Here is a 14,724-nt window from a genome sequence, read left to right as displayed (position 1 = left end):
GTGGATATCTACAACGTGGAGCGGCCGCATCATGCGTTGAAATACAGAACCCCCGATGCAGTACATCGGGGGTTCTGAGTGGAGAAATGCTAGCCGAAAATGTGTAAACCTATTTCAGGACTAGACAGGTGCAGAATACACAGGCTGGCGGCACAGACGCCCCCGAGGGATTTGCAGTGGCCTGATGGCAAGCATCAGGCCATACGATACTCAGGCTTTCTTGAACTGGCTCAGAATAAACATGCTGGTGGCACAGACCACGACGGAAGGGCCCGCAGGCGTGTCCTGATACCAGGAGAGGCTGAGCCCGCCCAGCACAGCCAGACAGCCGATCAACGCCGCAAAACCGGCCATCTGCTCCGGCGTCTGGCTGAAACGGCGAGCGGTGGCGGCGGGAATGATCAGCAAGGAGGTGATGATCAACGCCCCGACAAACTTCATCGCCACGGCGATCACCAGCCCAATCAGCAGCATCAGCACGCAGCGCAGCACATCGACCCTGACCCCTTCCACCCGCGCTAGCTCTTCCGAGATGGTCATGGAGAGCAGGGGATCCCACAGTCGCCACAGGGTGAGCAGCACCATGGCACCGCCGCCGTAGATCCAGAGCAGATCCATCGGTTGCACCGAGAGCAGGTCGCCGAACAGGTAGGCCATCAGATCCACCCGCACGTTATCCATAAAACTCAAGGTGACCAGGCCCAGCGATAGTGCACTGTGGGCCAGGATGCCGAGCAGGGTATCGGTCGCCACCTGCTGGTTGCGGCTCATGATCACCAGCAGCATGGCCATGGCGAGGCAGCAGACCACCACGGCCAGGGTAAGATCCACCTGCAGCAGTATCCCCAGCGCTATGCCAAACAGGCAGGCGTGGGAGAGGGTGTCGCCGAAATAGGCCATCTTGCGCCACACCACAAAGCTGCCCAGAGGCCCGGCCAGCAGAGCGATGCCGAGACCTGCCGCGAGGGCATATAACAGAAAGCTGTCCACTTGAATGTCCTTAACTGCGCTTATTGATTGCGAGACGGCAGGCGGATGACGGGCGCCTGCGGTTCGTGATGATGATGTTCGCCGTCGCAGTGATGATGGTGGGTGTAGACCGCCAGCACCTCCTGTTCAGGGCGCCCGAACAGGCGGGCAAATTCGGGATGGCGGGCCACGCTTTCCGGTTCACCGTGACAGCAGACGTGACGATTGAGACAGATCACCTCATGGGTGCTGGCCATCACCAGATGCAGGTCGTGGGAGACCATCAGCACGGCGCAGTTGAGCTCGGCCGCCAGCTGGCTGATGAGGGCGTAGAGCTCGATCTGGCCTGTGATATCCACGCCCTGAACCGGCTCGTCCAGTACCAGCAGCTCGGGTTTGACCAGCAGGGCGCGAGCCAGCAGCACCCGCTGCATTTCGCCGCCGGAGAGTTTCTGCATCCGGTTGTCCAGCAGGTCCCCCGCGCCGACCCGATCCAGCGCCTCATCGATAGAGAGGCGGCCATTCTTGCCGAGCTGCAGAAAGCGACGCACCGTCAGTGGCAGGGTAGGGTCCAGATAGAGGCGCTGGGGGACATAGCCGACCCTCAGGTCCCGACTGCGATGGATCTCGCCGGAATCCGGGGTGAGCAGGCCCAGCACCAGCTTGCTCAATGTGCTCTTGCCCGCCCCGTTGGGGCCGACCAGGGTAGTGATTTTGCCTTTATTCAGGGTAAAGGAGACCTTGTCGAGCACGGATCGTCCGTCGAACGAAAGACAGACCTCTTTCAGCTCCACCAATTGGGTCATGACAGCTCCGGGGTTTACAGCCTGTGAGAGTTATAATATAACAGCAGTATTGGTTTGTTATATTATCACACACTCACTTCCTGACGAGATCTCTATGCGAATTCTTACACTGATCACTGCCCTGCTGGCGGTGAGTCTGCCTGTCCGTGCCCTCGAGGTGCTGACCACCATCAAGCCGCTCGGCTTTATCGCGGCCGCGATCACCGATGGCGTGAGCGAACCCAAGGTTCTGTTGCCGACCGGCGCCTCTCCCCACGATTTTGCCCTGCGCCCCTCCGATATTCGCAGCATCAACGGCGCCGATCTGGTGGTGTGGGTGGGTCCCGAGCTGGAAGGTTTCATGGCCAAGCCGCTTGCCAAGCATCCTCACGTGCTGACCCTTACCCAGGTTGAAGGGATGCCGCTGTTCAATTACGCAACTCAGGCGAGCCATGACAGCCATCATCATGATGCCGATGAGCATGACCATGCTGCCCATGATCATGCAGACCATGACGGACACGAGGGGCATCATCATGAAGGGGTGGATCCGCATATCTGGCTGGGGCCGACCCAGGCGATGGTCATCGCCAGCGCATTGAGCGAAACCTTGAGCGCCCAGGATCCGGCCAATGCCGAGCGCTATCGCGCCAACCTGCTGACCTTCAAGGGCAAGGTGGATGCCAAGGACAAGCTGATTGCCGGGCAGATGAAGGCGGTGAGCCAGAAGGGCTATTTCGTGTTTCACGAGGCCTATGGTTACTGGGAGCGTCACTACGGCATGAGCTCCAAGGGGCACTTTACCGTGAGCCCGGAGCGTCGCCCTGGCGCCAAGACGCTGGTCGATATCCGCAAGGCGCTGCAGGAGAAACAGGCGAGTTGCATCTATGCCGAGCCGCAGTTCTCGCCGGCAGTGATCGAGTCGGTCGCCCGCAATACCGGCGCCAAGGTGCTGCTGTTGGACGAGGTGGGTGAGCAGGTGCCGCTCGGGCCGGATGGCTATCCGCAGTTCATGCAGCAACTGGCCGACGCCTTCGCCCAGTGCCGCTGAGCCAGGGCGGGTTGATCGATAGGGCAACCGTGGCCAACTATACTGACCTTCATCATCTGACATGGAGTGTCTCGTATGAAATGGCTGCTCATTCCCACCTGCACGCTGGCGTTGCTCTGCGCCAGCGTGCAGGCCTCTCGCCTCTCCGAATATATCGCCAGCCCTGAACTGCGGGCAAAATTGCAGGAGGTCTATGGTGGCAGGGCGATCCAGCGGGCCGAGGCGTTCTCCCGTTTACTGTCACCGAGGGCCGGCACCACGGATCAGCAGAAAATAGAGCTGGTGAACAACTACTTCAACAACCTGACCTACAGCGAGGATCCCAGACTGTGGGGAGATGAGGATTATTGGGCCAATCCGCTGGAGTTCATCGGTGCCCGAGGTGGGGATTGCGAGGATTACAGCATTGCCAAGTACTACACCCTGATGGAGCTGGGGGTGGATGAGAAAAAGCTGCGGCTGGCTTATGTCAAGGCGGTGAAATACAACCAGTTTCACATGGTGACGCTTTATTTCCCGACCCCCAAGTCTGACCCTATGGTGCTCGACAACATCAACAGCCGGATCCTGCCCGGTAGCCAGCGGACCGATCTCATCCCTGTTTACAGCTTCGATGCCAAGAGCATCTGGATCATGAAATCCCGCCGTGAAGGAACTCTGGCGGGCAGTGCTGACCGGTTGGCGCAGTGGACATCGATGAAGACCCGTTTCTCCAGCGAGCAACTGCGCTCTCCCCGTCGTCAGTTATAGTTTTCCCGCTGTTTTCAGCTCCTCGAAATATTTGGCTGCGCCCGGGTGCTGTTCGATGCTCAGCACCGGGCCTGTCTTGTTGCGCGCCTTGTGAAACAGGTTGGCGTAGCCATAGGTTTGTTCGTTGAAGTTGGTCTGCTGGGTCAGCATGGCTCTGGTCAGGCGATAGACATCGGCCTCCGGCGTAGCGGCATTGGTCACCAGGGTAGCCGCGATGGCAAAGGTGGGGGTCGCTTTCAGGTTGCCGGGATAGATGCGAGCAGGCACCTGACTGCGCTGGTAATACTTGACCCCCTTGATCAGTTGCTCCCGCAGCGTTCCCTCAATCGGCAGAAAGCGGATGGCGCAGCGCTTGGCGGTATCGAGCACGATCCGGTTCGGGTGGCCCATCACCAGGCCATAGGCATCTATCTGTTTGCTGCAGAGTGCATCGACCAGATTGCCTGCACTCTTCAGATCGAGATCCTGCTCCTTTGCACCCAGCAGGTCGAACAGCGCCAGCGCCGTCTGGCGGGTACCCGAGCTCTTCAGCCCCATGTCGATGGGAGCCAGCTTGAGTTGCTCCAGGCTGGTGATATCGCCATCGGCTCGCACCACTATGGTGAAGGGTTCTGCATGGGTGGCAAACAGGGCTCTCAGCTCGGGTTGCGGCTGGCTGACATAGGGACCCAGCCCCTTGCTGGCCTGATAGAGCCAGTCCGATTGCACCAGGGCATAGCTTGTCTGGCCAGCCTGCAATTGGCGAAGGTTCTCGATGGAACCTGAGGTGGCCTGCGGCTTGCATTGCAGCTCGGGGTCACTCTTGTTGGCCAGTCGGCAGAACTCCCTGGCAATCTGATGATAGATCCCCTGCTCACCGCCGGTGGCGAGGGTAACGGGGTTGGCCAGCAGCGGCAGCGGCCACAGCAGGGCGAGCAACGACCAGGTTCTGTTCATGATGCCTCCTTGCTGGCATAGCCATCGATACCCCAGGCGCGCAGGGTATTTACATCCTGGATTTCGCTGGCTTCAGCCAGCAGGGTGTAGCCCGAACTGTGCAGGCATTGAGCGACCAGATTCCAATAGAGGGGATCCTGGGTCGGCTGGCAGCTGATGAAGACGGGATTGATGGGGTCGAGCTGGTTGAAGGTGTCGTTGGTCATGGGAATGGCGCTAAACGCCATCTCGACGCCCTGCTCCTGCAAGGTAGCGAGCCGTTCCTCCCCGAGAGGCGGGAAGCTTGCCAGATCCCAGCGCCAGTCGAGTGTCTTGCCCCTTGCTTTGGCCAGTAGCGGCGCAAATTGTGTCCAGTCGGCATGATTGAGCAGGCTGAGGGGCAGTTGCAGCCCTTCCGCCGGGTGGGATAGCCAGTGCTCAAGCAGGCTTTTGATTTCGTCCGGTGAACTGTCGATGGAGGGAGGAATGGTCGGGACAAGGCGGCTGTAGAGGCGGATCTTGCCCTGGGTGGAGAAGAAATATTGTTGCTGCATGCCCTCTTCTTCGTCCATCAGCCCTTGCAGCGGAAGTTCAGCTGTCACTGCCTGCTGCTTGCCAAGCTGGGTGACCTTGAGCCTTTGTTGCAGCAGGTCACGCTTGCGCTCGGAGACCAGCTGATTGACCGAGATGACCAGCTCCTTGAGGTCCTGCAGCCAGGGGGATTCCAGGCTGCCGCTGAACTGGCGTTTGCGGATCCTGACCAGTTGCTGGTTGATTTGCTCGAGGGGGCGAAGCAGACGGCTGCACACCCAGGAGATCACCAGGGTGAATACCAGCAAGCCAGCGAGCAGGGCCAGTCCGGTACGGCTGATGGCATTCCACAGATGCTGGTAGGCGTAGCCGGTATGTCCCTCCAGGGTGAGGGTGCCCAGCATGCGCCAGCCATCGGTCAGTTCCTGCTCAATGTTGACTGGCGGCATGTCGATAACAGAAGGGAGCCAGCTTGGTACGTTCTGCTGCGCTGTGTGGAAGACCTTCTGAAACAGCGGCTGACCGTCAGGATCCAGCAGGGTGACCGAGCTGACAAAACCGCCGTCAAACATGGCATTGACGATGGTTTCTGCCAGCACCTTGTCATCGTTGAGCAGGGTACCTTGCAGTACCAGCCCGAGTGCCGTGATGGCCGTTTCAAGATTGGCTGACATCTGGTCGAGGATGGATTGACGTACCGTGGTGACTTCCAGCATGAACAGCAGGGCGGCACCGATAACGAACAGGATCAGGATGATTCGGTTTAACAGTTTTGCTAACGACATATCCACTCCATGGAAAAGTTATCGCAACATCATGAAACCTTGGGTCAAACACGATCGGACCCGGTTCTTAAAAATAGGAAAAAATAGTTAAAAAAGACGATCATTTCTGCCCATAAAGGAATGTTATGCATAAAATGTGAGGTTCATGCAGATTGGTATGAACTTATTGTGAGTATTTAGGTCAAACAATCAGTTTTATACGGTTTTATAACAATCAGACCGACCACTAACACCCATTGGATCTAATGACAGGATAGCGGATGAAACGTCTCCGTCCCTTGGTAGCACAGGCTGCCAATTGGGAACCCCCGGTTCCCCGCAAGCATTTTTATGCCATGTTACTGCTCACGGCCATGACGCTGTCAGCGGTAGCCATATTGCCGGCACCAGGTGACATCCTGGAGCGGCCATTGCGTCTTGAGTTGCCGATTGCGACCCATGGCACAGCAACCAACGAAGACAATACGGACTTTAACGACATCCCGGATCACGAGCTGGTGGAAGCCGCGACCCCGGAAGATGACATCCCGACCGATGCCACTCCCCAGTGGCAGGATTATCGGGTGCGCAGTGGCGAGAATCTGACCGCCATCTTCAACAATCTGGGACTTTCTACCACCACCCTCTACAAGGTGCTGGATGCGGACAGCAAGAATAACCTTGCCCGCCTCAAGCCTGGCCAGACCATAGAGTTGCTGATCGATCAGGACAACATACTGCAACAGATGAAGATTCGTCTGAACATCAAGCAGACCCTGGTCCTGGAACGTACCGACGACACTTATAGCGCCAACATGCTCAATGAAGAGGTGGAGTGGCAGCAGAAGAGTTATGACGGCGTCATCAACGGCAGTTTCTATGTCAGTGCCCGCAATGCGGGTATCCCGGCCAGCCATATCCAGAAGATTGCCAACCTGTTCCAGTGGCGGCTGAATTTCGCCAAGGATTTGAAAAAGGGCGACAAATTCAGGGTGCTGGTTCGTCAGGAGACGGTCGAGGGTAAGAGCACGGGCAACACCCAGCTGCTGGGCGTTGAAGTGTTCAATCAGGGCAAGGGGGTCTCGGCCTGGTTGTCGGAAGATGGCAACTACTATGACGGCCAGGGCAACAGCCTGGAGCGCGGCTTCCGCCGCTATCCGACCCACAGCCGCTATCGGGTGAGCTCCAGTTTCAACCCGAACCGCCGTCACCCCATCACTGGCCAGGTCCGCCCCCACGAGGGCACCGATTTTGCCTTGCCGGTGGGCACGCCTGTATTGGCTACCGGTGACGGTGTCGTACTCAAGGCGACCAGCCACCCACTGGCAGGTACCTATGTGGTGATCAAGCACGGTCGTACCCTGATGACCCGTTATCTGCACCTGAGCAAGCTGCTGGTGAAAACCGGCCAGAAGGTGAAGATGGGTGACAAGATTGCGCTCTCCGGCAACACGGGCCGGTCCACCGGTGCTCACCTGCACTACGAGGTGCGGATCAACAACCGCCCGGTCGATGCCATGAAGGTCAAGTTGCCGATGGCAGAGCCGCTCTCCGGCAAGGCCAAGCGTCACTTCCTCGCCAAGGTGAAGAGCTATCGCAAGGAGATGGAGGCAGGCTGAAGCCGGTTTCCAGCCAAATAGAAAAGGCCCCGCCACATTGGCGGGGCCTTTTCATTGGTGTCATGGGCGTATCAGTAACCCTTGTCGAAGTCTATCTTGCCATCCAGCGGCTGGCCGTCGATGAAGCGGATGTAGTTGCGCACGAAGATCTGGGCCACATCATCGGGGAAGCTGTAGGCGCTGTTGTGCGGCGTGATGATGAGGTTGGGCTGGCCCCAGAGCGGACTGTCAGCGGGCAGGGGCTCCTGCTCGAACACATCCAGTACCGCTATGCCCAGCTTGCCGGTACGCAGGGCAGTGAGCAGATCGCCTTCGTTGATGGCATTGCCGCGACCGACGTTGAACAGGATGGCGCCCGGCTTGCAATGCTCGAAACGAGATGCGGTGAACAGATGATGGGTCTCGCGGGTGGCGGGCAGGACGCTGACGATGACGTCGGCCTGGGCCAGCATCTTGTTGAGTGCGGGTAGCTGGTACACCTGATCGAAGCCGGCTCGCTCGCGGCCACTGCGGCTGACGCCGAGCACCCTCATGCCAAAGTGCTTGCCGGTGTGGGCTATGTGCTGGCCTATGCTGCCTGTGCCCAGGATCAACAAGGTGCGTCCCTTGAGCCCCTGATAGGGATGGCTCTGCCACAGTCGCTGTTTTTGCTGTTCCCGATAGAGTGGCAACTGACGCATCAGGCTGAGCAGGTGGCCGAAGACATATTCGCTCATCAGAGGGCCGAAGATACCGCGCACATTGGTGAGCTGGTAATCACGGCGGCAGCGTGCATCCAGCAACACATCGACCCCGGCATAGGTGGACTGAAACCAGCTCAACTTGTTGGCCTTGGCCAGTAGCGGCTTGGCACGTGCCGGCTCGGCCATCAGGATATGGGCATCCCCGATCAGTTTCTCGGCATCGCTCTGGTTGTCGGCTCTCAGAATGCGCAAATGGGGGAGGTGAGCCGCCTTGAGCAGACGCTCGTAGTGCGCGTTGTCCTGGCTGAGCAAAAGAAGGGTACGTTGACTCATACTCTTGTTCCTTATCAGATTTGCGGCGTGGGAGAGAGGCCGCTCTGTCTTCATCTTACCCGAGTTGATCGGGCAAGATAGTCGACCAGGCCGCTTTTTCGTTTTCGTGCGGCCCCTCGTGGGCTACAATCTGCCCCACATTTTGCAAAGGATCCGACCCCAGTGTTTGGTGACAAGTTTTATAAGCGACTGGCCGAGCTACAGCCTTGGCAACAGACCGTCTACACTCTGGCGCTGGCAGAGCGCATGTACCCCAACTATGCGTTGTTTGCCCAGGCGTCCGGCTTTGGTGATGCTAAGGCTTTTCGACATGCGCTGGATCAGATGTGGAACTACCTGACGGTGAAGGGATCCCGCGTCAATCTGGGGGCTATCCTGGAGGCGTTTGAAGTTTATATTCCGGAGCCCAGCAAGTTTGAATCCTACGGTGCCTATCCGGCGCTGGACGCCTGCGTGGCACTCGGCAGCGCCTACAACTCGGTGATCTGCCGGGTCGGTGAAGAGGCCGAAGATGCCAGCCATGCCTCAGTGGGAACCGTAGCCGGTTTCATCGAGATGCTGGAAGAGCGCGATCTGACCGAAGAGGAACTCTACGAGCACGAGTACATCGAGGCCGAGCTGGAGTTTCAGGTTGAGCTGCTCAAGCGGGTGGCCCACGAGCGTGACAGTGACCGCATCCTGGCGATCAAGGTATTTGCAGCCCAGGACGGTGTGTCCAACATCGGCATCAGCCTGGACGACTGATACCGCCACTGGGTCTGTAGAAAACGTCTCCATAGAAAAAAGCTCCCGTCGGGAGCTTTTTTTATGCCCGTACCCTTTTCATGCCCGTTCTTCGGTGAGCGGCCGAACGCTCAGTACGGGAGCGGCATCTATCGCGTCGGCATTCATCATCGACGAGATGCGCTGCAGGGAGGAGAGCAACAGCGTCTGCTCCCAGGCTTCCAGTGCCTGAAAGCGCTGGATGAAACGTTCTTGCAGCGGGGTGGGCGCCTGGGCCAGCAGGGCACGGCCTGCGTCAGTCAGTGTCGCGTGAACCTTTCGCTTGTCGGTTTCACTGCGAATGCGCTGTACCAGCTGGCGGCTCTCGAGACGGTCCATGATGGTGGTCGCAGTGGCCTGACTCATGTTGGTGTGGTCGGCCAGCTGACGCATGGAAATCTGTCCCAGCTCGTTGATCCCCTTGAGCAGCAAGAGCTGCGGCGACGTCAGCCCGGCTTCCTTGATCAAGCGCTTGGAGTGCATATCGATGGCACGAATAATCTGGCGCAGGGCAACCAGCACTTCATCATGTTTTTCCATGGGTGTGAGTCATTGCAGGGCTGTTGAGAGGCGCGAAATTCTCCGCCTAATTCGTGACAAGGTCAATATGGTTTTTGCTGTAATCATTTCTGCTCTAATGATTTTTGTGTTAGGTTATCGGGCATTTTCTGAATATCAACCCAATAATCGAGGAGCGAGATGATGAATGACTATCTGGACATCAAGTCTCTGGTTGCCGATCTGCGCGTGGTCAGAGTCCGTTATGAACTGCCTGATACCTCGGCATTCGTGCGTTATCAGCCCGCCTATGAAGAGGACCCCAATACCCTCAAGGTACACCACTATGATGGTGAGCTTCCCCTCTCCTGTAGTGAGACGGGTGCTTTCAACCTAAAGGAGTTGGTGAACGAATTGCGCTATGCCTATGTGCTGGTTCACCTGTTCCCTGACGAGAGTGCCATGAACTTCTACCTGACCGGCCTCGATACCGGCCTGGCCCAACTGGAGTTCATCGGTGGATCCTACGATTTCAACCGGCTCTGGATCACCAGCGGCATCTCCAATCTGGGTGTGCCCATGGCCATCTTCCTTGGCAAGCGTCACGCCGTGAATGGCCAGCCTTCCGTCACCCTGGTGGATCATCGTGAACTGGCCGCAGGCCGTATGGTCTATCGCGCCATCGGCGGCGCAGGCGAGCATGTGGGTGAAGACTTTTTCAACAACGACTAAGGAGGCCCGATGAGAGCAACCAAAGGGCTATTGAAAGGCCTGAACCCGACCATGGCCATGACGGCCCTCACCGTCATCACCCTGTTCCTGCTGTTTGGTGTATTTGTACCCGAGACGGCCGCCGCCTGGTTTACCGGCGCCAAGGATCAGATCATTGCCGGGTTCAAGTGGTACTACATTCTGGTGGTCGCCCTGTTCCTGTTCTTCGCCGTCTATCTGATGTTCAGCCGCTTTGGCAGCATCCGCCTGGGTGACGACGATCAGGTACCGGAGTTTGGCTACTTTGCCTGGTTCTCCATGCTGTTCAGCGCCGGCATGGGCATAGGTCTGGTGTTCTGGAGCATTGCAGAACCCATGAATCACCTGCAGGGCAACCCCTTCATCACCGAAGGAATGACGCCGGAGGCGGCCCAGATCGCCATGCGGCTGACCTTCTTCCATTGGGGTCTTCACCCCTGGGCCATCTATGTGATCGTCGGCCTGTCGCTGGCTTTCTTCAGTTATCGCCGCAAGTTGCCCCTGGCCATTCGCTCCGTGCTTTACCCCATTCTCGGTGAGCGCATCTACGGCTTTTGGGGTCATGCCGCCGACGTGCTGGCGGTGTTCGGTACCGTGTTCGGGGTGGCAACCTCCCTCGGCCTCGGCGTCTCCCAGATGAATACCGGTCTGAACCAGATGTTCGGCATGGCGGTGTCGCAGTCCAACCAGCTCTGGCTCATCGGCGGTATCAGCCTGATCGCGACCCTGTCTGCGGTCTCCGGCGTGGGGCGCGGGGTCAAGATCCTCTCCGAGCTCAACATCTGGCTGAGCGTCTTCGTGCTAGGCCTCTTCCTGGTGCTGGGGCCGACCACCTACATACTCAACGCCTATGTGCAGAATATCGGTGACTACCTGCAAAACATCGTCAAGCTGAGCTTCTGGACCAACACCGAAGCCAACGGTACCTCGGCCTGGCAGTCGAGCTGGACCGCGTTTTACTGGGGCTGGTGGATCGCCTGGGCACCGTTTGTCGGCATGTTTATCGCCCGTATTTCCAAGGGCCGTACCATTCGCGAGTTCGTGCTCGGCGTGCTGCTGGTACCCTCCCTGCTCGGCATGCTCTGGCTGACAGTGTTTGGCGGTACTGCCATGAACCTGGAGCTGTTCGGCGCTGGTGGCGTGGTGGCGGCGGTCAATCAGGACGTGACCATGGCACTCTACAAGACGGTGGACCTGATGCAGTGGGAGACCTTCGGCTGGATCGCCAAGGCGGTGCTGACCCTGCTTATCTGCACCTACTTCATCACCTCCAGCGATTCGGGCACTTTGGTCATCACCACGCTGCTCTCCATCGGTGATCAGGAGCCGCCGGTGCTGCACCGTGCCATCTGGGGCTTGGGGCAGGGGCTGGTCGCCGCTATTTTGCTGGTGTCCGGTGGATTGGCAGCCTTGCAGGCGGCCAGCATCATAGCCGCACTGCCGTTCTCGGTGATCATGCTGGCCATGTGTTACTCTCTGGTGCTGGGGCTCAAGCAAGAGAGTCAGCATCAGTTCGAGTATCGACAGAAGCTCAAGCGTCACCCCGGCTCGGTCAACCTGAGCCTGATGGATCGGATAGGTCCGGGCTGATGACCTGACAGTCAAACCGTGCAAAGTAAAAGGGGAACCGTGAGGTTCCCCTTTTGTATGCTGCTGTAGTCGGCTGGCGGTTAGAGCATCTGCTTGAGGCGATAGACGAGATCCAGCGCCTGACGAGGGGTGAGCTCGTCCGGCCGTACCGCTTCCAACTCATCCACTACAGGGTGGGATTGGGGCAGCAGCGGTATGGAGGCAGGGCGAACTTCCCCTGTGGCCAAGGGCGTGGCGCTTTCGAGCTCTGCCAGCTTGTGGCGAGCCTGATTGATCACCGACTTCGGTACCCCCGCCAACGCTGCCACTTGCAGGCCGTAAGAGCGGCTGGCCGCGCCTTCCTGCACCGCGTGCATAAAGGCGATGGTGTCGCCGTGCTCCACCGCATCCAGATGGACGTTGGCCAGCCCCTCCATCAGCGCCGGCAGCCGGGTCAGCTCGAAGTAGTGGGTGGCAAACAGGGTGTAAGCGCCAATCTTGCTTGCCAGCTGCTCGGCGCAAGCCCACGCCAGGGAGAGCCCATCGTAGGTGCTGGTGCCTCGGCCAATCTCGTCCATCAGCACCAGACTGCGGGCGGTGGCGTTGTTGAGGATATTGGCGGTCTCGGTCATCTCCACCATAAAGGTGGAGCGTCCCGACGCCAGATCATCCGACGCCCCGATGCGGGTGAAGATGCGGTCGATGGGGCCGATGCGGGCGCTGTCGGCCGGCACGAAGGCGCCGATATGGGCCAGCAGCACGATCAGCGCGGTCTGGCGCATGTAGGTCGATTTACCGCCCATGTTGGGACCCGTGATGATCAGCATCCGCCGCTCCCGCTCCAGCCGGATGGGGTTGGCGATAAAGGGGTCTGTCATCACCTGCTCAACCACCGGATGGCGGCCCGCTTCGATCAGGATCTGATCCTCATCGATAAGCGTCGGGCAGCGGTAGTCGAGGGTCTCGGCCCGCTCGGCCAGGTTGGCCAGCACGTCCAGCTCCGCCAGCGCGGAAGCGGACTCCTGCAGATCGCCCAGATGCGGCAGCAGGGCGTCGAGCAGCTCTTCGTAGAGCCGTTTTTCCAGCGCCAGCGCCTGGGCCTGGGCGGTGAGTACCTTGTCCTCGTATTTTTTGAGCTCATCTATGATGTAGCGTTCGTTGTTCTTGAGGGTCTGACGGCGGATGTAGTGGGCCGGTACCAGATGGCTGTTGGCGCGGCTCACCTCGATATAGAAGCCGTGCACCCTGTTGTAGCCCACCTTGAGGGTGTTGATGCCGGTCAGCGCCTTCTCGCGCTCCTCGATGCGGGCCAGACTGGCGGTGGCGCCGTTGGCCAGATCCCGCAGCTCGTCCAGCTCCTGATTGAAGCCGTCACGGATGACGCCCCCATCGCGGATCAGCACGGGCGGCACCTCCATCACGGCGCGCTCCAGCAGGCTCAGCAATTCGGGGAAGGTGCTGGCCCGCTCGGCCAGTTGCTGTACCGCTTCGTGCCGGTTGTCCGCCAGCAGGCGCTGCAACTCTGGCAACTGGGCAAACGCCTGACGCAAGCGAGTGAGGTCGCGGGGGCGGGCAGAGCGCAAGGCGAGGCGAGCCAATACCCGCTCCACGTCGCCGACCTGGCGCAGCAGGCCGCCCAGTTCGTCATAAAGGTTCTGCTCGATCAGTTCCTTGATGGTGCTCTGGCGACCTTTCAGGATCACCCGATCGCGGATCGGCTGGTGGATCCAGCGCTTGAGCAAACGGCTGCCCATGGGGGTGGCGGTGCGATCCAGCACTTCGGCCAGGGTATTTTCATAGCCGCCCGCCAGATTCTGGGTCAGCTCCAGGTTGCGGCGGGTGGCGGCATCCATGATGACCGCATGATCCGGCTGCTCGAGGCGCACGCTGCGGATGTGGGGCAGGGCGGTGCGCTGTGTATCTTTCACATACTGCATCAGGCAGCCGGCGGCGCACAGGGCTGTCTCGCTCTTGTCGACCCCAAAGCCCACCAGATCCTGAGTGCCGAACTGCTGGCACAGCAGCTTGCGGGCTGTGCCCAGTTCAAACTCCCACTCGGGACGGCGGCGCAGGCCACGGCGGCCCTCGACGTGCTGCAAAAACGCGAAGGATTCGGGATAGAGCAGCTCGGCCGGGTTGGTGCGTTGCAGCTCCGCCAGCAGCGTCTCTTCCTTGTCGAACTGGTTGATGAAGAAGCGGCCCGAGCCTATGTCCATGGTGCCGTAGCCGAAGCGGCGGCCATCGTGATAGACGGCGGCGATCAGGTTGTCCTGTCGCTCCGAGAGCAGCGCCTCGTCGGAGACGGTACCCGGGGTGATGATGCGAATGACCTTGCGCTCCACCGGCCCCTTGCTGGTAGCGGGATCCCCCACCTGCTCGCAGATGGCGGCGGATTCGCCGAGCTGTATCAGCTTGGCCAGGTAGCCTTCGATGGCGTGATAGGGCACCCCCGCCATCGGAATGGGGTTGCCTGCCGACTGGCCGCGCTTGGTCAGGGAGATATCGAGCAGCTGGGAGGCCTTGCGGGCATCGTCGTAGAAGAGTTCGTAGAAGTCACCCATCCGGTAGAACAGCAGTATCTCGGGGTTCTCGGCCTTGAGGCCAAGGTACTGCTGCATCATGGGGGTGTGCTGCTGGATGTTTTCTAGGTTAATCAATGTGCATCCACCATTAAGTCGTTGTTTTTGAGCTGTGTTGTCATCTGGCATCGGGTCTGTGATGTGCTGTTTTTCCACGGATGAGCGT

Annotated in this window: 13 protein-coding genes; 6 read left to right on the top strand and 7 right to left on the bottom strand. The window is 59.2% G+C overall.

What is annotated here, in order from left to right:
- Window positions 1-210: 210 nt before the first annotated feature.
- Window positions 211-990 carry a zinc ABC transporter permease subunit ZnuB gene (gene znuB, locus GWQ27_RS08910; RefSeq protein WP_265462627.1) on the bottom strand — a complete coding sequence of 260 codons (780 nt, stop codon included), beginning with the start codon at window positions 988-990 and terminating at the stop codon, window positions 211-213.
- 20 nt (window positions 991-1,010) lie between these two features.
- A complete protein-coding gene (znuC, locus tag GWQ27_RS08905; RefSeq protein WP_021139701.1) occupies window positions 1,011-1,775 on the bottom strand; it encodes a zinc ABC transporter ATP-binding protein ZnuC in 765 nt (254 codons plus the stop codon).
- 94 nt (window positions 1,776-1,869) lie between these two features.
- On the opposite strand from znuC, the gene znuA reads away from it, so the two are divergent.
- Together znuA and GWQ27_RS08895 are read left to right on the top strand one after the other, a co-directional pair.
- Entirely contained in the window at window positions 1,870-2,805 is a 936-nt protein-coding gene (gene znuA, locus GWQ27_RS08900; RefSeq protein WP_099991541.1) for a zinc ABC transporter substrate-binding protein ZnuA, read from the top strand.
- Window positions 2,806-2,880: 75 nt separating this feature from the next.
- Window positions 2,881-3,555, top strand: a complete 675-nt coding sequence (locus GWQ27_RS08895; protein WP_021139699.1) for a transglutaminase-like cysteine peptidase — start codon at window positions 2,881-2,883, stop codon at window positions 3,553-3,555.
- On the opposite strand, the gene GWQ27_RS08890 is transcribed toward GWQ27_RS08895, so the two are convergent.
- Window positions 3,550-4,491 carry a TAXI family TRAP transporter solute-binding subunit gene (locus tag GWQ27_RS08890; RefSeq protein WP_021139698.1) on the bottom strand — a complete coding sequence of 314 codons (942 nt, stop codon included), beginning with the start codon at window positions 4,489-4,491 and terminating at the stop codon, window positions 3,550-3,552. The two genes, GWQ27_RS08895 and GWQ27_RS08890, sit on opposite strands and share 6 nt — an antisense overlap.
- The gene (locus tag GWQ27_RS08885; RefSeq protein ID WP_275907167.1) at window positions 4,488-5,786 is read right to left on the bottom strand and encodes a LapD/MoxY N-terminal periplasmic domain-containing protein; all 1,299 of its coding nucleotides are present in this window, start codon (window positions 5,784-5,786) and stop codon (window positions 4,488-4,490) included. Before GWQ27_RS08885 ends, GWQ27_RS08890 begins: the two co-directional genes overlap by 4 nt.
- Before the next feature lie 260 nt (window positions 5,787-6,046).
- Between GWQ27_RS08885 and mepM the strand changes: the two genes are divergently transcribed.
- Window positions 6,047-7,384, top strand: a complete 1,338-nt coding sequence (gene mepM / locus GWQ27_RS08880; RefSeq protein ID WP_275907166.1) for a murein DD-endopeptidase MepM — start codon at window positions 6,047-6,049, stop codon at window positions 7,382-7,384.
- Between the two features lie 71 nt (window positions 7,385-7,455).
- On the opposite strand, the gene GWQ27_RS08875 is transcribed toward mepM, so the two are convergent.
- The gene (locus GWQ27_RS08875) at window positions 7,456-8,400 is read right to left on the bottom strand and encodes a D-2-hydroxyacid dehydrogenase (protein ID WP_275907165.1); all 945 of its coding nucleotides are present in this window, start codon (window positions 8,398-8,400) and stop codon (window positions 7,456-7,458) included.
- Between the two features lie 162 nt (window positions 8,401-8,562).
- Between GWQ27_RS08875 and GWQ27_RS08870 the strand changes: the two genes are divergently transcribed.
- A complete protein-coding gene (locus tag GWQ27_RS08870) occupies window positions 8,563-9,144 on the top strand; it encodes a YjaG family protein (RefSeq protein WP_059111791.1) in 582 nt (193 codons plus the stop codon).
- A gap of 78 nt (window positions 9,145-9,222) precedes the next feature.
- Here the strand turns inward: GWQ27_RS08870 and GWQ27_RS08865 are convergent, their stop codons facing one another.
- Window positions 9,223-9,702, bottom strand: coding sequence for a MarR family transcriptional regulator (locus GWQ27_RS08865; protein WP_005313803.1), 480 nt, complete (start codon window positions 9,700-9,702; stop codon window positions 9,223-9,225).
- A gap of 162 nt (window positions 9,703-9,864) precedes the next feature.
- Between GWQ27_RS08865 and GWQ27_RS08860 the strand changes: the two genes are divergently transcribed.
- Window positions 9,865-10,392, top strand: a complete 528-nt coding sequence (locus GWQ27_RS08860) for a hypothetical protein (protein ID WP_005313801.1) — start codon at window positions 9,865-9,867, stop codon at window positions 10,390-10,392.
- Window positions 10,393-10,401: 9 nt separating this feature from the next.
- On the top strand, window positions 10,402-12,000 hold the full coding sequence (locus GWQ27_RS08855; RefSeq protein ID WP_169046834.1) for a BCCT family transporter: 1,599 nt from the start codon (window positions 10,402-10,404) through the stop codon (window positions 11,998-12,000).
- A gap of 80 nt (window positions 12,001-12,080) precedes the next feature.
- Here the strand turns inward: GWQ27_RS08855 and mutS are convergent, their stop codons facing one another.
- Window positions 12,081-14,636 (bottom strand): DNA mismatch repair protein MutS, encoded by a 2,556-nt coding sequence (gene mutS / locus GWQ27_RS08850; RefSeq protein WP_275907164.1) that lies wholly within the window; start codon window positions 14,634-14,636, stop codon window positions 12,081-12,083.
- Window positions 14,637-14,724: the final 88 nt, after the last annotated feature.

It is taken from the genome of Aeromonas sp. 5HA1, assembly GCF_029237245.1.
GTDB classification, from domain to species: Bacteria; Pseudomonadota; Gammaproteobacteria; order Enterobacterales; family Aeromonadaceae; genus Aeromonas; species Aeromonas salmonicida.
This window is presented reverse-complemented; position numbering and strand designations above follow the sequence as displayed.